Annotated in this window: 16 protein-coding genes, 1 other RNA gene and 4 pseudogenes; 11 read left to right on the top strand and 10 right to left on the bottom strand. The window is 60.6% G+C overall.

Features of this window, described 5'->3' with window-relative positions; translation table 11 throughout:
- From JCM25414_RS10310 to JCM25414_RS10330, 5 genes are all read right to left on the bottom strand, one after another.
- Positions 1 to 791: TIGR00282 family metallophosphoesterase (locus tag JCM25414_RS10310; RefSeq protein ID WP_025841595.1), on the bottom strand; the 791-nt coding region annotated here is incomplete at its 3' end.
- Positions 712 to 1,362, bottom strand: coding sequence for a 5-formyltetrahydrofolate cyclo-ligase (locus JCM25414_RS19185; protein ID WP_081775880.1), 651 nt, complete (start codon positions 1,360 to 1,362; stop codon positions 712 to 714). The genes JCM25414_RS10310 and JCM25414_RS19185, both read right to left, overlap by 80 nt.
- Position 1,363: 1 nt before the next feature.
- A non-coding RNA gene (gene ssrS / locus JCM25414_RS22495) (6S RNA) lies at positions 1,364 to 1,519 on the bottom strand.
- A gap of 10 nt (positions 1,520 to 1,529) precedes the next feature.
- A complete protein-coding gene (locus JCM25414_RS10325) occupies positions 1,530 to 1,871 on the bottom strand; it encodes a cell division protein ZapA (RefSeq protein WP_025841596.1) in 342 nt (113 codons plus the stop codon).
- A 3-nt stretch (positions 1,872 to 1,874) separates the two neighbouring features.
- Positions 1,875 to 2,105, bottom strand: coding sequence for a hypothetical protein (locus JCM25414_RS10330; protein ID WP_025841597.1), 231 nt, complete (start codon positions 2,103 to 2,105; stop codon positions 1,875 to 1,877).
- A gap of 51 nt (positions 2,106 to 2,156) precedes the next feature.
- Between JCM25414_RS10330 and JCM25414_RS10335 the strand changes: the two genes are divergently transcribed.
- Positions 2,157 to 2,567, top strand: coding sequence for a hypothetical protein (locus JCM25414_RS10335; RefSeq protein ID WP_025841598.1), 411 nt, complete (start codon positions 2,157 to 2,159; stop codon positions 2,565 to 2,567).
- A 25-nt stretch (positions 2,568 to 2,592) separates the two neighbouring features.
- Positions 2,593 to 3,183 (top strand): thiamine phosphate synthase, encoded by a 591-nt coding sequence (locus tag JCM25414_RS10340; RefSeq protein WP_025841599.1) that lies wholly within the window; start codon positions 2,593 to 2,595, stop codon positions 3,181 to 3,183.
- Here JCM25414_RS10340 and JCM25414_RS10345 read toward each other — a convergent pair.
- From JCM25414_RS10345 to epmA, 3 genes and pseudogenes are all read right to left on the bottom strand, one after another.
- On the bottom strand, positions 3,152 to 3,700 hold the full coding sequence (locus JCM25414_RS10345; RefSeq protein WP_159101750.1) for a fasciclin domain-containing protein: 549 nt from the start codon (positions 3,698 to 3,700) through the stop codon (positions 3,152 to 3,154). The two genes, JCM25414_RS10340 and JCM25414_RS10345, sit on opposite strands and share 32 nt — an antisense overlap.
- Positions 3,701 to 3,849: 149 nt before the next feature.
- Positions 3,850 to 4,273: pseudogene (locus JCM25414_RS19190) on the bottom strand (hypothetical protein).
- A gap of 113 nt (positions 4,274 to 4,386) precedes the next feature.
- A pseudogene (epmA, locus tag JCM25414_RS19195) lies at positions 4,387 to 5,368 on the bottom strand (EF-P lysine aminoacylase EpmA).
- A 52-nt stretch (positions 5,369 to 5,420) separates the two neighbouring features.
- On the opposite strand from epmA, the pseudogene JCM25414_RS19200 reads away from it, so the two are divergent.
- A pseudogene (locus JCM25414_RS19200) lies at positions 5,421 to 6,490 on the top strand (lysine-2,3-aminomutase-like protein).
- On the opposite strand, the gene JCM25414_RS10365 reads toward JCM25414_RS19200, so the two are convergent.
- Positions 6,479 to 7,330, bottom strand: a complete 852-nt coding sequence (locus JCM25414_RS10365) for a DNA/RNA non-specific endonuclease (RefSeq protein ID WP_025841601.1) — start codon at positions 7,328 to 7,330, stop codon at positions 6,479 to 6,481. The pseudogene JCM25414_RS19200 and the gene JCM25414_RS10365 sit on opposite strands and share 12 nt — an antisense overlap.
- A gap of 221 nt (positions 7,331 to 7,551) precedes the next feature.
- Here JCM25414_RS10365 and efp point away from each other — a divergent pair, with 221 nt between their 5' ends.
- Complete coding sequence (gene efp / locus JCM25414_RS10370; protein ID WP_025841602.1) at positions 7,552 to 8,115, top strand: elongation factor P; 564 nt, start codon at positions 7,552 to 7,554, stop codon at positions 8,113 to 8,115.
- Positions 8,116 to 8,261: 146 nt separating this feature from the next.
- A pseudogene (locus tag JCM25414_RS19205) lies at positions 8,262 to 8,985 on the top strand (inositol monophosphatase family protein).
- Here JCM25414_RS19205 and JCM25414_RS26645 read toward each other — a convergent pair.
- Positions 8,934 to 9,074 carry a hypothetical protein gene (locus JCM25414_RS26645; protein WP_369346046.1) on the bottom strand — a complete coding sequence of 47 codons (141 nt, stop codon included), beginning with the start codon at positions 9,072 to 9,074 and terminating at the stop codon, positions 8,934 to 8,936. The pseudogene JCM25414_RS19205 and the gene JCM25414_RS26645 overlap by 52 nt on opposite strands.
- A 128-nt stretch (positions 9,075 to 9,202) precedes the next feature.
- Between JCM25414_RS26645 and JCM25414_RS10380 the strand changes: the two genes are divergently transcribed.
- The 6 genes from JCM25414_RS10380 (at position 9,203) to JCM25414_RS10405 (ending at position 15,671) form a co-directional block, all read left to right on the top strand.
- Entirely contained in the window at positions 9,203 to 10,003 is an 801-nt protein-coding gene (locus tag JCM25414_RS10380; RefSeq protein WP_025841603.1) for an OmpA family protein, read from the top strand.
- On the top strand, positions 10,000 to 11,172 hold the full coding sequence (locus tag JCM25414_RS10385) for a hypothetical protein (protein ID WP_025841604.1): 1,173 nt from the start codon (positions 10,000 to 10,002) through the stop codon (positions 11,170 to 11,172). The genes JCM25414_RS10380 and JCM25414_RS10385 overlap by 4 nt, the downstream gene beginning before the upstream one ends.
- A gap of 15 nt (positions 11,173 to 11,187) precedes the next feature.
- Positions 11,188 to 12,195 (top strand): peptidoglycan -binding protein, encoded by a 1,008-nt coding sequence (locus JCM25414_RS10390; RefSeq protein ID WP_025841605.1) that lies wholly within the window; start codon positions 11,188 to 11,190, stop codon positions 12,193 to 12,195.
- A gap of 99 nt (positions 12,196 to 12,294) precedes the next feature.
- Positions 12,295 to 14,097, top strand: a complete 1,803-nt coding sequence (lepA, locus tag JCM25414_RS10395; RefSeq protein ID WP_025841606.1) for a translation elongation factor 4 — start codon at positions 12,295 to 12,297, stop codon at positions 14,095 to 14,097.
- A gap of 69 nt (positions 14,098 to 14,166) precedes the next feature.
- On the top strand, positions 14,167 to 14,334 hold the full coding sequence (locus JCM25414_RS22500) for a glycosyltransferase family 2 protein (RefSeq protein ID WP_081775882.1): 168 nt from the start codon (positions 14,167 to 14,169) through the stop codon (positions 14,332 to 14,334).
- Positions 14,295 to 15,671 (top strand): glycosyltransferase family 92 protein, encoded by a 1,377-nt coding sequence (locus JCM25414_RS10405; RefSeq protein WP_025841607.1) that lies wholly within the window; start codon positions 14,295 to 14,297, stop codon positions 15,669 to 15,671. The genes JCM25414_RS22500 and JCM25414_RS10405 overlap by 40 nt, the downstream gene beginning before the upstream one ends.
- Positions 15,672 to 15,884 lie beyond the last annotated feature (213 nt).

The following is a 15,884-nucleotide window of genomic DNA, read 5'->3' on the forward strand; positions in this document are numbered from 1 at the left end:
AGATGGCCGCCAGACCTGACCGCTTCGATGCGCTTTGCCAGCCCCGTCGCATCATCCGTCTCGACAAACACGCCGCAAACCGTCGCGTCACCCTCTGCGGGTTGCAGGCGCTCTCCCGGAAGCTTGCGCACGAAGCGATAGAGCGAGGCTTCCTTCCCCATACCGATCACACTGTCATAATCGCCGCACATACCGGCATCGGTCTGATAAGCCGTCCCCTTGGAAAGGATACGATAATCGGCGGTCGGCACATGGGTATGGGTGCCCACGACAAGCGACACCTTGCCATCGAGGTAATGACCGAACGCCATCTTCTCGCTACCCGTCTCTGCATGCAGATCGACAATGATCGCATGGGCCGTCATGCCGAGCTTATGACGCGACAGGAACTCGCTCACCGCACGGAACGGGTCATCGAGCGGGTCCATGAACAAGCGACCCATGACGTTGATCACAAGCACCTTGCGCCCATTGGGCAGGACGATGACATAAGCCCCCTGTCCCGGGGTGCCCGGCGGAAAATTCAACGGACGTATGATACGCGGCTCGGAGTTGATATCGCGAAGCAGCTCTTTCTTGTCCCAGGCATGATTCCCGAGGGTGATGACATCCACCCCGGCCTTGAACAGATCGGTCGCAATGGCGGCAGAAAGACCAAAGCCGTGGGAGGCATTTTCACCGTTCACCACCACGACATCGAGCTTCAGCGCCTCACGCCATTCGGGCAAACGCGCCATGACGGCCTCGCGGCCCGAGCGACCGACGATATCTCCAAGAAAAAGTAGTCTCACTCTGCTCCGCCTTTCCCGGCCTGTCCTGCAGGATTTCTTTTTCAGTCACAATCCAGTCGAGAGGCTCGTCATAGGCGCCAAGGGGCACCTGCGCCACTTCCTGCCATGCAAAAGCGAAGCCGATCGACCGACAGCGCAGTGCTGCAAGCGTGCGATCGTAATAGCCGCCGCCATAGCCAAGACGATTGCCTGAGCGATCAAAAGCCAGAAGCGGCACCAGCACCATGTCGGGCCGATCGACCGCACCATCCGGGTGCATGGTCCCGAACCGGCCCGGCAGCATCGCTCTATCGGGTTTCCAGCGTCTGAAAACGAGAGGCTGCCCTTTGGGCGTGGTTTCCGGCAACAGCACGTGTCGCCCAGCCCCGGCCAGGAGGACGCAGAGCGGTCGCAGATCGGCCTCGCCGGGCAAGGGCCAGACACAACCGATTTTCTTCATGAGGGGATTGCCCAGAACCATCGAGGCAAGAGACCTGATCAGTTCCGTCTGAGCTTGCGGAGATACGAAATTTTCAATCCTGCGCCGGCGCATCACCTGACGCAGAGCCTGCTTCTGCTGATCGCTATTCATGTGTGGAACCACCCTGGCCGTCGGTCTTTCAGCCCTCCCGGACCTGCTCACGCAGGTGGGTGCCAGATATCATGACCACGATCACGACAGCGCCAGCTCCCTAAGGAAGTGCTTATCGGCCCAGGGTTGAGTTGCCTGACGTACCGGGCAGTCCCACACCACACTAACTAGGCACTCTCCAGCTCGGCTGCAATGCCTTCGGCCCTTTCGGCCAACAAATTAAGCTTCTGCTCTCGCGCCTCGTTCTCAACGATCAGCCTATCGGCACGCTGAACGCGCTCACTGGTCGTGCTGGGCAGAATTTCCTTGGCCAGATCATGCAGTTCATCAGCCATCAGAAGAGACGCCATGACCAGCGTCCAGGCTTCGCCGCCCTGCGTGCCCAGACCACGCACCCGCTCGATGCGGCGCTCGACCTGTCTGGCCAGATCCTGAAGATAGCGCTCCTCGCCATCCTGACAGCCGATAGTATAGGAATATCCGTTGAGACGTACCGTGATCTGGGCCATGGTCTATGCCTCTTCCTCATTATCGAGACGATCGATCAGGTCGCGCACACGCAGACGCAGCGCTTCTATGTTCGCTGCAAGGGGCTGCCAGTCTACGCTCTCAGGAGTGGCTGGCTTGTGCGCGTGGTGCAGGGCGTAGGCGATACGATCCAACGCCTCTTCGATCCGATCTTCAGGTCTTGCAGAACTGCTTGCACTCTCGATCTGATCCGTCAAAACACCCTCATCATCCACATACGCTTTCTGCTGTTCTATGGAAGCCTGTAACGCGCCGCGAGGTCAAGCATGAAGCCGGAGCAGACTCTCCCCCAGAAGATCATCGCCCTGTATGATGCATCGCTTCTCGATCACCTGCCGGCCTCTGGATCAGCCATTCCCTATGCCATCATACCGGCGCAGGGACTCGGGCGTATCATGGGCTTTCCCTGGTGGCGGGCTCTGACAGACCCGCTTGGCATCCCTGCCATTTTCGACGCCGATGACGCGCCTGCCCTCGCCGCCTCGGCACTGAGAGGTGGCGCGCAATGGGTCGTCTACACGCAAACGGGTCCGACGCTGGAAACGCTGCTCGCTCTCGCCACGATCTGTAACGGTCACGTTTTGACAAGCCGCCCCGACGCCCTCACTCTTGGCAGACCGCCCTATAACGCCTACCGCATTGGGCAGCTTTCACAGTATCTGGCGCGCGAAAGCTGAGCGCCCCTTCTGACGGATCTTGCCCATGCTGCCCTGCGAACTTTACCTGGTCACGATGCCGGATTTCGACCCGTCGCGTGAATTGGCTGATCTGGCGAAGGTTCTGTCGCGCTGGACACCTGCCGCGCTACGCCTCAGCACCACCGACGAAACGCGCGCCCGAAGCTGCGTCAATGCGATACGCGATACGGTCCACGCTCACGGCACGGCATTGATCCTGACAGATCTGCCTGCGCTTGCGCATGAGCTCGGCTGCGACGGCGTGCATCTCACCAGCAGCCCCGCCCAATGCCTGACCGCAAGAGAAGAGCTCGGGCGCGATCTGCAACTGGGCGTGTTCTGCGGGACGAGTCGCGATGATGCCATGAGTGCCGGCGAACTCGGCGCCGATTATATCTCGATCGCCCCCAACGCGCCCGATCTGGTCGCCTGGTGGTCTCAGATGATGGAACTGCCCATCATCGCCGAAGATATCGAGACCGAGGAACAAGCATTGGCCATGATCAAGGCCAATGCCGATTTCCTCGCCGTTCCCCTGAGCTTTGTCGACGCCGACGAAGCCGGGGCACGCCTGACCGCTATTATCAGCCGCGCGGCGGAAGAATTTCCTGGGTAATGTAGAGGGTACCGTTGGATTGCGGCGCTCCGTTCAGCCAGAGCTTCACGACACCGCCCGTCGCATTCATCAGAACAAACTGGCCGCCTGCGCTATCTCGCTGGACCGTCAGCATATCGCCTGACAGTGTCTTCAATCCGATTCTATCGGATTTGAGTTTGGTCATCGCCTTGTTCAAGGCTTTAGGCGACCAGTTGCCCCGCACGATCGTGAAGCCGAGAAGCCGCTTGAGAAGCGCCGCATTCTGCGGAGCCATCAGCCCGCCCGGCACCTGGGCCGCATAACGCTCGAACGGCTCATTGGGCAACGCGAAGACGGTATAAGGCCCGTTGCGCCCCAGCCGCGGGAACATTCCCGTCTCACGCATGGCCTGACGATAATCCGCCAGTTCGAGAGAACCCGAGATATTTTCGATCAACGGGCGATCCGCAAACGAGAAAGTCGGCGGCTCTTCGTAAGCCACCGGGCTGGAGGTCTCCGTTCTGGTCGAGGCGTGATACATGTGGGCGCTACTCACGGCAGGCATCTGCACCGCCGCGAGCGAACTTGTTTGCGGGAACGGATCCTGCCGCGCACGGCTCTCACACCCGGCGAGTGCGAGAGCGGCGCAGAAACAGCCGAGAACTGTCGTTCTTCTTCTTGTTGTTGAAGTCAGTTTCATAAGACTCAGCACCCATCTCCGCGCATGGTCCAACCGACGACGCGGCTGTTGGTCAGCTCGAACGTGGTCTGGCAGGTCGTATTGTAATAGCTGGGCGGGAAACCGCCAAAGCCACCGCCCCAACCTCCATAGCCACCCCATCCACCATAACCGCCGTAACCGCCATAGCCACCCCATGGGCCGCCGCCCCAACCCCAACCCCAGCCACCACCTGTGCCAGGGGAGTAATTGGTCTCGTTATCGATATAGGCCAGGAAGTCATGACCGCTGGCTGATAGGTGCGGTCGGCACGCCGAAAGTGCGCAATACGTCCACATCGGCCTTGCCGATCATCGAATCCAGCACCTTGCGCTGCTGAACCGTAGGGACATCGCATGCTGACAATGTCAGCAGAGCGGCACATGAGAGGAAAACTGTCTTCTTCATCATCCTGAAACCCTTTCCGAAGCTGAAGCCGCCTGCCGGATCAGTTCGAAGCTGGCGCCACTCTAGGCAATAGAAACGACTTTGCCCCCAGAAAAGGTTCATGGCTATCCGAAGGTTTAAGAAAACCACATAATGTCACAGAGTCTCGGGGCGCCAACTGCCAGCATGACGAGCCGGTCAAAGCCCAGCGCGATCCCGCTGCACGGCGGTAGCGCCTGCAAATCGGCTAGAAATGCTTCGTCGAGCGGCCAGTCCTGATCAGGCGCCAATACGAGACGACGCGCCCGATCTTCAGCAAAGCGCGCGCGCTGCTCCACCGGATCTGTCAGTTCCTCAAACGCATTCGCAAGTTCGATCCCTGCCGCATAGAGTTCGAATCGCAATGCGACGCGCGGATCTTCAGGATCACGTCGCGACAAGGCGGCCTGTGCTGCGGGCCAATGAGTCAGAAATGTCGGGCGCTCACGCCCGATCTCAGGCTCGATCCGCTCAAGCAGAAGACGAAAGAACAAATCCTCCCATTCTTCCCCCGTCCTCAGGACAGTCCCGGCTTCCTGCGCCAGACGCGCGGCATCATTGCCGATCGCCAGCAGATCCACCCCGACATGACGGGCAAAGGCCTCTGCCATGGTCAGGCGCTCGAAAGGCGCCGCAAAATCGAGCGTGGTGTCGCCATAAGTCAGGCTCGGCGGCAAAAGCGTCCCCACCAAGCTTCCGTCTCATCCATCAGGGAGTCCAGCCCAGCACCGGGTCGATACCATTCGAGCATGGTGAATTCAGGGGCATGAAGGGCGCTCTGCTCGCCATTCCGCCAGACACGGGCGAGCTGGTAAACCGGCAGCCGGATGCTGCCACGATGCGCTTCATGGCGAATTCGGGGCTCGTATGCAGAAACCGCGTCTCACGCGTGCCATCGGGCCGCTCAAGCTCGGTGCGAAAACAGCGCAGATGCACCTCTTCACCCGGCGTCGGCACGGCATAGGGCGTCTCGACCTCCAGATACCCGCGCGTATCGAAAAAGGCCCTGACTCCTCGCTGCAACAGCGCACGACGTTGCAGCAGGGGCACCCTGTCGGAAATAGCCGTGCGACGGGTCATGAAATGCGCTCTCCGGTTGCGAAAACTGAGGGGATTGCAGTACAGCCGCCTCATGGCAGAAAAGGTCAATCCCCCAACATTGCGCAACGTGGCGCAACTCGTCGCGCATGGGCTCGTGCCTCAGGAGCAGAGCGCTGCGCTCGAAGACGTCGCACGGGAATTCGCAACGGCCGTTCCGGCAGCGTTTCTTTCGCTGATCGCCCATCCTGACGACCCTATCGGTCGCCAGGTTATCCCTAGCGCCGCCGAGCTTCAGACTGCCCCCTGGGAAATGCAGGATCCGATCGGCGATGATGCCCTCTCACCCGTACCGGGCATCGTGCATCGCTATCAGGACCGCGCCCTTCTCAAGCCGCTTCTGGTCTGCCCCCTCTATTGCCGTTTCTGCTTCCGGCGTGAGCATGTCGGCCCTGATGGGGGTCTGCTCTCCGACGAGGCTCTGGCAAAGGCACTTCTCTGGATTGCCGAACACCCGGCGATCAGCGAAATCATCCTGACCGGCGGCGATCCGCTGATGCTGAGCCCAAGCGCCTTAAACACATCATCGACGCGCTTTCCGCCATCCCGCATATCCAGACCATACGCATTCATAGCCGCGTGCCGGTGGCCGATCCTGCACGCATCACCCCAGCCCTGCTCGATGCGCTTGAGACGGATCGCGCCATGTGGGTCGTGCTGCATGCCAATCACGCCAGCGAACTGACCCAGAAAGCCCGCGAGGCTTTGCGACGGATTCAAAGTCGGGCCATCCCTGTTCTCAGTCAGTCGGTCCTCCTGCGCGGGGTGAACGATACCGAAGAGGCGCTCGAAGCCCTGTTACGGGCTTTCGTGACCTCACGAATCAAGCCCTATTATCTGCATCAGCTCGACCCGGCCCCCGGTACGGCGCATTTCCACGTGCCTATCGATGAAGGACGCGCCTTGCTGGCAAAACTGCGCGGCAGAGTGACCGGGCTGGCCTGGCCGACCTATGTTCTCGACATACCGGGCGGCGCCGGCAAAGTGCCGCTGGGGCCGGATTATTATCGCCCCGACACCCATCCGGGCGTGGTGCGCGACCCCTATGGCTCACCCCATCGCCTCGACGAACCGCGTCCGGAACGCGCCCCTTCAGAGGGGTGAATCGCCCGACATCATCTCGCGCAGGAAACGCTTCATGACCTGCATGGTCAAACGGCGCAGTTTGGGCGAGACATGATAAGGCTCGGCCTGCGGATCGGGCAGCTTCGTAATCGTCTCGCGCATCGAAGCTGGCAGGGTCGGAAACGGATCGACCCCCGTCACCCGTATCAGGGACGCAACCGGCACCTGCGTGCAGCTCGGCGTGAGCGTGTTCTTGCAGACATAGACCGACAGCGCCTTGCGTCGCGGGAGATAGACCGCTTTCCAGATCGAACTCGGCACCGGTAGCGCATTGGCGCCGATCACAGCCGGGGAAGCAAGGTGATAGGCAGGCCCTGTCACCACGTAGGCCTCACCCTCGGTCAATACGAGTTCGCGCACCTGCTTCTCAATACCGGCCCAGAGCCCCCGGTTCAGATCGGGCGATTGAGGCACCATATTGGCAAGAGAAAAGCTCTCCTGCTGCGCGGCTCGGCTCGGCGCATCGCCACTCGGCGCCATATGTCCGCGATCGAAACCTGAGCGTTGATAATCGGCAAGCTGCGCCCGATCCGCTTCGGGCTGGCGGCTCTCTTCGTGAAACACGCCCTGGCGCAGCTCATGCTGGGCCGAGCGTATCGCATCACGTGTCAGATGTTCTGCCGCCCAGACCGGCTCACGCGTCACACCTGAAGCCATGACGGCAAAATCGGAATTGCAGAGAAGCGTGTCACGCTGCATCGGCGCGGGAGCCGAGAGGCCGGGGGCCACACCGTCGAGAAAAAGCTGAGGACACTCAGCCGCAAGAACGGGGCGACAGAAAAGGAGGAAGCAGACAACAGGAAATGCGCGCAGGTTCATCACGCGCTCTTATCCTCACAGTCAAAAGCAAACAACCGGATGGACAGCCCCTTGGCGGCGCATCGGGCACTGGCCCCCTCTCCGGATCAGCCTTCTCCTCCCCCGACAGGCTCTCGGACTCCATCTCGCTTGCTCTTGAGCGCCTGCTTCGTTAGAAACCCGCCTTTCACGGCGGCACAGACCCGTCGTATTCACATCACGATTCCCGGGATCTTTCTTCCATGAAGCAGCAGGCAAACCTGATTCGCGCCGGACAGGTTATTGAGCATGACGGTCGTCGCTGGACGGTTCTCAAGCAGCAGATCATCACGCCGGGCAAGGGCGGTGCGTTCATTCAGGTTGAAATGCGCGACCTCAACACGGGCAACAAGACCAACGAACGCTGGCGTACGGCTGACACGGTCGAACGCCTGATGACGGAAGACAAGGACTACAACTATTCCTACACGGACGGCGACAACATCGTCCTGATGGACCCGGAAACCTTCGAGCAGGTCATGCTGCACAAGGATATCTTCGGCGATCAGCTGCCCTTCCTGCAGGACAATATGGAATTGAGCGTGAAGCTGGTGGAAAGCGACCCTGTCGGTGTTTCGCTGCCGCCGAACGTGACGCTCGAAATCACCGAAGCCGACCCGGTGGTCAAGGGCCAGACGGCAAGCTCGTCCTACAAGCCTGCCATGCTGTCCAATGGCGTCAAGACCATGGTACCGCCCTTCATCGAAGCTGGCGAGCGCGTCGTTGTCCGCACGGATGACGCCTCCTATGTCGAGCGCGCCAAGTAATCTTGCCTATCGGGGCGCATGAGGTTGACCCTCGCGCCCCTTCACGGAACCGGCGCAACCCGGTTCCGTTCCGACCGACACCCCCTGCTCTTTCAAAATCTTTCATCAGGATTATCGCCATGCGCCTCTCGCCGCATATGACCGTCATGCAGAATGCTGCGCAAAAGGCAGCCAAACGCCTCCTGCGCGATTTCGCGGAGGTCGAGCAGCTTCAGGTCAGCATCAAGGGGCCGGGCGACTTCGTCTCGCAGGCCGATCTGCGTGCCGAACAGACAATCCGTGATGAACTGGCGCGCGCGCGCCCCGGCTATGCCTTCCTGATGGAAGAAAGCGGCAGTTCGGGTGGCGATAACTGGACCTGGCGCTGGATCGTCGATCCGCTCGACGGCACCTCGAACTTCCTGCACGGCATTCCGCAATGGGCCATATCGATCGCGCTCCAGCGCCGTCACCCCGACGGCTCGACCGAAATCGCCGCAGCGATGGTCTATAACCCGGCCGCAAACGAGATGTTCTGGGCCGAGAAGGGCGTCGGTGCCTTCCTCAACGAGCGTCGCATCCGCGTTTCCGCCCGTCGTGACCTTTCGGAATCCCTGATCGCGACAGGCATTCCCTTCGCCAAGACCCCTGCCGATCGTCGCCTGCCTTTCGGTCGCACCCTTGCAGCCCTCATGCCGCATGTCGCGGGCTTCCGTCGTTTCGGCGCTGCGGCCCTCGATCTCGCATGGGTCGCAGCAGGTCGCTATGAGGCATTCTGGGAAATCGGCCTCAAGCTGGGATTGCGCTGCCGGTCTTCTGATCGTGCGTGAGGCAGGTGGTTATGTGACCGACCCGGAAGGCTGGAAATCACCGATCTCGATAATGACGTGACGCTGATCGCAGGTAACGGCAATCTGCATGGGCAAATCCGCAAGATCGTTCTCGACGCCCTGACCCGCAAGGCCTGAGGCCAAAAGCAAATAACAAGGCAGGCCCCTCGCAAGCAGAAGCCTGTCCATAAAAAAAATACCTGTGAAGGGAACCCGAAGCGCAGAGGCTTCATTCCCCATTGCCCGAGCAGGGGCAGCACGATTAGGATCGCCCGGTCATGAAACGGCCGATCCTTCTCTCCCTCCTGTGCTCGGCCGGTCTTCCGGCCGTCCTGCTGACCTCCCTGCCCGCAGTGGCACAGGTCACCTCCAACGACGACGCGTTGCCTGCCGCCGCGCCCGCCAGGCCGGAGGCTGCAAAAAAAGCTCCGCCCAGCAAGACACGCGCAGAAAACTCAAGGCGTGCCACGCCTCATGAGGCGCCCACGCACAAAAACTCCCCCGACAACGCCTCAAACAAGCAAACTCAGGCTGTACCCCCGCACGCGCCTGCGGCACAGCGTGTCGGTGCCCCGCCTGATGTGCCTGCCTCGCCGCCACGGCCTGTGGTCATAGCGCCACCTGGCGTCAAAGTGCCGACCCATCCTCCCGTCCCCCCCGAGGAGATCAAGCCCGACCCGAAAGCCGAGGGCAAGGTCGAGGCTGGCCCCAAGGGGCTGCGCGTCCTCTTTGGCGCCAATAGCAGCGGCATGAGCCAGCCCATGATCGACGCGGTCAGGGATGAGGCCAGAAAACTCGCCAAACAGCCGACTTTGCGTGTCACGCTCTGGGCCTCGGCGAGCGGCTCGACCGAAGATCTCTCGACGCCGAGACGCATCGCACTGGCACGGGCCCTCGCCGTGCGCTCGCTCCTGATTCGCGAAGGCGTAGCCACGACGCGAATCTACCCGCGCGCAACCGGGCTGGCTCCTGCAGGCCAGACCCCGCCCGATCGTCTCGATATCATCGCTGAAGGCAGCGTCGCTGCACCGATTTCAGAAGCCCAGTTCGGAACCGCCCCGAGGACATCCACGCCATGACCCGCCCGACGCTCTATCTTTTGCGCATGGGGATCTTCCTGATCCTTGTCGCTGCCGTTGCTGCGCTGCTGAGCAAGACGCTCTACGCTGCCTTTTTCGCCAACCCGGCACTCGACGGCCTGATTCTGGGAGTGCTGATTATCGGCATTCTCTGGAATCTGCGCACCGTTCTGCGACTAATGCCTGAGGTGAAATGGGTCGATCAGCTTCGCGTCAACCGCACTGGTCTGGCCCAGCCCGCTCCGCCTCGCCTGCTTGGCGCGTTGGCCCGCAATCTGGCGGCACGCACGTCGACAGGGCGTCTGAGTCTGTCGCATCAATCGGCTCAGGCCACGCTCGACAGCCTGTCGGGTCGTCTGGACGAATCGCGTGACATTTCGCGCTACATGACCAGTCTGCTCATCTATCTCGGCTTGCTTGGCACATTTTACGGCCTGCTTCTGACCGTCAGTTCCATCGCAGGCGTTATCGGTGGCATGAGCGTCGGCGACGGCAATCTCGACGCCATGTTCGGCCAACTGAAATCAGGTCTTGCCGAACCCCTCAAGGGCATGTCCACGGCATTCTCGGGCTCAATGTTCGGTCTCGCCGGAGCACTGATCCTCGGTTTTCTCGACCTCAACGCCGGTCAGGCCCAGAACCGCTTCTTCAACGAAGTCGAGGAATGGCTGGTCGGCATTACCAAGCAGGGCGGCACGCTGATCGAAGGCGGCGATGCCTCTGTGCCCGCTTATGTTCAGGCCTTGCTTGAACAGACGGCTGAAAATCTCGAAACGCTGCAAAACGTCGTGTCGCGCAGCGAAGAGAGCCGCATGCAGCAGCTTCAGGTCATGGACGGCCTGCAGGAGCGCCTCAAGGCCATGACGGATCTGCTCCAGTCCAATCAGAAGATGATGAACCGTGTGGCAGAAGGTCAGGCGCTGCTCGGCCCGTTTCTCAAACATGTCGGTGAGGCAGCCACACCTGGCACAGCCGCTTTCAACGATGCGAAAGATAGCCGCGAGCAGTTCGGTCGCATCGAGGGACATATCGTGCGCCTGATCGACGAGCTGCATAGCGGGCGCGCCCAGATGGCGGGCGAAATCCGCAACGATCTGCGTGTCTTGGCACGAACCATCGCCGCGACAAGCCCCAACGGCGCGGCTGCCATTCCTCCGGCAGCACAGTAAGGCGAGGCGACTCCCATGGCACGACGCTCCCGACGCAGTTCTCACGGTGGTGAACTCAATGCCTGGCCCGGCTATGTGGATGCGCTCTCCACGCTGCTGATGGTCGTGACATTCGTTTTGCTGGTTTTCGTACTCGGGCAGCAATTCCTGTCCGTGGCGCTCAGCAAGCGCACGCACTCACTGGACGAATTGCGCCAGCAACTGACGGCCTTGCAGCACACGCTGTCGATGACCGAAGACAAGAACACCCAGCTCAACGCGATGGTCGCCAGCCTGACGACCGATCGTGACAGTGCCAAGCGTCAGGCCGATGTCCTGACCCAGCAACTCGCTACGCTCAACGGCACCATTGCCGAAAAGGAACAGGCTCTGGCTGCCGCCGGTCAGGCCACGCAATCCGATCAGGCCAGCATCGCCCAGCTCAAATCGCAGCTTGAGCAGCTCAACCAGCAGCTTCTCGCCATCGGTCAGGCGCTGGACATCGCCAAAAAGGATGTAACGGCGCGCGATCAGCAGATCACCGATCTGGGCAACAAGCTCAATGTCGCGCTCGCCGACAAGGTGAACCAGCTCAAGCGCTATCGCTCCGAATTCTTCGGCAGACTGCAGGATATTCTGAAGAACCAGAAGGGGGTCGAAATCGTCGGCGACCGCTTCGTCTTCCAGAGCTCCATTCTCTTCCCGCAAGGCAGCGCCGATCTGACACCGGAAGGCGAAAAAGAGATCGCGGCGCTGGCCCATACCTTCAAGCAGGTTTCGAGCCAGATCCCCAAGGATATTCCCTGGATCCTGCGTATCGACGGCCATGCCGACAAGCAGCCGATCCATACCGCTTTCCCCAGCAACTGGGAGCTGTCGAGCGCCCGCGCCATCACGGTGGTGAAAGTTCTGGTCAAGGAAGGCGTCGATCCGCATCATCTCGCGGCAACCGGCTTCTCCGATTACCAGCCCCTCGATCAGGGCAATACGGCAGCAGCATTCGCTCGCAACCGACGCATCGAATTCCGCCTGACGGATCGCTGATCAGACACCTCAACGCGCCTTCGAAACATTGGGGAGAAATCGCATCCTGCCGGTTTCTCCCCAATGACAAGAACGGCGCAATCGCTTATGTATCGCGCCATGACCGGCACGCCCCTCTCCCAGATCCGCAATTTCTCGATCATCGCGCATATCGACCATGGAAAGTCCACGTTGGCTGACCGGTTGATCCAGGCCTGCGGTGCGCTCACAGCCCGTGAGATGAAAGAGCAGGTTCTGGACAATATGGAGCTGGAGCAGGAACGCGGTATCACCATCAAGGCGCAGACCGTGCGCCTGACCTATCCTGCCAAGGATGGCAAAACCTATACCCTGAATCTCATGGACACGCCGGGCCATGTCGACTTCGCCTATGAGGTCAGCCGCAGCCTCGCCGCCTGCGAAGGGTCCATTCTGGTCGTCGATGCCTCGCAGGGCGTCGAGGCACAGACCTTGGCCAATGTCTATCAGGCCATCGACGCCAATCACGAGATCGTCCCGGTTCTCAACAAGGTCGATCTACCTGCCGCCGATGTAGAGCGTGTCCGCACCCAGATCGAAGAAGTGGTCGGCATCCCGGCCGATGACGCCGTCGAGGTCTCGGCCAAGACCGGACTGAACATCGAAGGCGTGCTCGAAGCCCTCGTGACACGCCTGCCTCCGCCAAAGGGCGACGCAACCAAGCCGCTTCAGGCTCTGCTGGTCGATAGCTGGTACGACCCCTATCTCGGCGTGATCATTCTCGTGCGCATCATGGAAGGCACGCTCAAGCGCGGCGACAAGATCCGCATGATGCAGGCAGGCTCGACCTATCACGTCGATCAGGTCGGCGTATTCCTGCCCAAGATGACAGCAGTCGAGTCCCTCGGGCCTGGCGAGATGGGCTATATCAACGCCGCCATCAAGACCGTGGCTGACGTGGCCGTTGGTGATACCGTCACCCTCGACCGTACCCCTGCCGCCAAGCCGCTGGCCGGATTCAAGCCTTCCATTCCCGTAGTGTGGTGCGGTCTCTTCCCCATCGACGCTGATGATTTCGAGAAGCTGCGCGACTCGCTCGCCAAGCTGCGCCTGAACGATGCCTCTTTCCATTTCGAGGCCGAGACTTCAGCAGCGCTAGGCTTCGGTTTCCGTTGCGGCTTCCTCGGTCTGCTGCATCTGGAGATTATTCAGGAGCGCCTGTCGCGCGAGTTCAATCTCGATCTGATCGCGACTGCCCCGTCTGTCGTCTACAAGATGCATCTGACCAATGGCACGCAGGAAGATCTGCATAATCCTGCCGACATGCCCGACCCCGGCAAGATCGAGAAGATCGAAGAGCCCTGGATCAAGGCGACGATTCTGGTTCAGGACGAATATCTCGGCAGCGTGTTGACCCTGTGCAGCGAACGACGCGGCATCCAGATGGACCTGACCTATGTCGGCAACCGCGCCATGGCCGTCTATCGCCTGCCCCTCAACGAAGTGGTGTTCGATTTCTACGATCGTCTGAAATCGCTGACACGCGGCTATGCCAGTTTCGACTACCAGATCGACGGCTATGAAGAGAGCGACCTCGTGCGCATCTCGATTCTGGTCAATCAGGAGCCTGTCGATGCCCTCTCCTTCGTGGCGCATCGCACGGTTGCCGAAACACGCGGACGCGCCATTTGCGGCAAGCTCAAGGATCTGATCCCGCGCCAGCTCTTCAAGATCGCCATTCAGGCCTCAATCGGCTCACGCATCATTGCGCGTGAAACGCTGGGCGCTCTCTCGAAAGACGTAACGGCCAAATGTTATGGCGGCGATATTTCGCGCAAGCGCAAGCTTCTGGAAAAGCAGAAGGAAGGCAAGAAGCGCATGCGTCAGTTCGGCAAGGTGGAAATCCCCCAGAGCGCCTTCCTCGCCGCGCTGAAAATGGACTGATCGGTTGCCCTGACGGCCCTGAGCGGGCCGAGGCGAAGAAACAAGAAGAGAGAGAAGGAATCCTCCGATATGGCCTCTGCCGCTGCCGTTCTTTTCGTCCAGAATGACGCTGACGATATCGGCTGGTGGATGGCCTATCACCTCGCGCTCGGCTTCGATGCGCTGATCATCATCGACGATCACTCAATCGACGGCACATGGGAAATAATCCAGAGCGCCACCGGCTCTATCCGATAGAGGCGCAGCGCGCGGTCGAAAACAATGGAACACTCTATGCCGAACGTCGCTCCGAGGCGTTTGCTCAGGCCATCGCCACCTGCCGCTCGCGCTTCGACTGGGTGATCTGCCTTGAAAGCGACGAATACGTCTATCCCGAGACGGAAAACACAATCGGCACCTATCTCGATCGTTTTCCAGATGCTGATGCCATAACGCTGCACTGGTCGATTTTCGGCTCGAATGGACATGTTGCCCGGACTGCCCAGCCCCCGATTGCCGCCTATACCCGCCGTGCACCGCTCGACTTCGCCGATCACACGCTAGGCAAGCTGTTCGTGCGACCGTCGGCGGTTCAGAACCACGTGCTTGATGGCTGCCATTTCATCCTTGATGAGAGCCGCCACATCACCGCTTCGGGCCAGCTCTTCGATGCGGCCTCGCCTCCGGGCTGGGATGGGGCCCGCATCCTGCATTATGTCGCGCGCAACATGACGCATTATACGCGTCGCCTTGCCCGACTTCCTGCAGACGTAACGCCGCCCGATCTCTGGACGCATTTCAATCGCAATGAAGAGGAAGATCTCTGTGCAAGCCGTCTTATTGCGGCGACACGCGATCATGCGGCCCGCATTGCCCGCGCCGGGTTAAACACATTTTTCTGGCGTCTTCGACAGGATATCGAGGCGTTGAGCCACAGCTTCCTGCCGGAAAACGTCTTTGCCATACGAGAGCGTGGGAATGTCGCAACAGGACTGAGCTTCGATTACGCGCGCATCGAAAACGGCTCTGGCGAATACCTCGCTTATCGCACAGACGAAAACAGCCTCGTCTTCATCTCGCCTGCTGCTTCGGGAAAGGGCACACTGCCTGTCTGGCTGATCACCGAACACCATCATAGCCCGGCGTCTCCTTCCAAGGGCGTCCTGGTGCTTCCTCAGGACAATACCCCTCCGATCATCACAGGCACCTTTCTGACACGCTGGCTACCTGTGCAGGTGGAGCACAACCCGTTTGACGATCAGGCAAGCAGGCCATGCCGCCTCCTTTCCCTTCATGGCCCAGGCGGCTTCGGCCATGATGTCGATGGCTCACTCGGCCTGAATGCCGAACCACCGATGTCCCTCGTGCTCACCCCTGTGCAGCCAGATCGCGCCACGACCGATGCCCTGCGGTCCTATCTCGCCCTGCGCAGCCGGGGCGACAGTCTGCGCGATTTCGTGCTCGGTCTGGACATGATGCGCGCCCCCCACGCCGATGCGCTCGCCTGCGCCATTGCCCTCCTCGCACCGGAGGCGCGCAGTGCGCTCGAAACGCGCTATGCTGGGCTTTTACCCCTCTGGCTCAGTGCGGCCTGACGGAACTCCTCTCTCATAATTTCGTATTCAAGGAATAATGACCGCCGTGGAGTCACTGGCGCGCTTACTCTCGTCAAAAGCGGAGTGAGGTGCATCCGGCTATTCACCCGACAAGACAGATCCCAGCAGAAAGGCAGCGCAAGTGCAGAAAACGGAACCTCACCGAAAGCGCCGCATAAACGTCCGGTCCGCCGTGTGCTGACCGCCACCGCT

This window comes from Asaia platycodi JCM 25414 (assembly GCF_000614545.1).
In the GTDB taxonomy this organism is placed as follows: Bacteria; Pseudomonadota; Alphaproteobacteria; order Acetobacterales; family Acetobacteraceae; genus Asaia; species Asaia platycodi.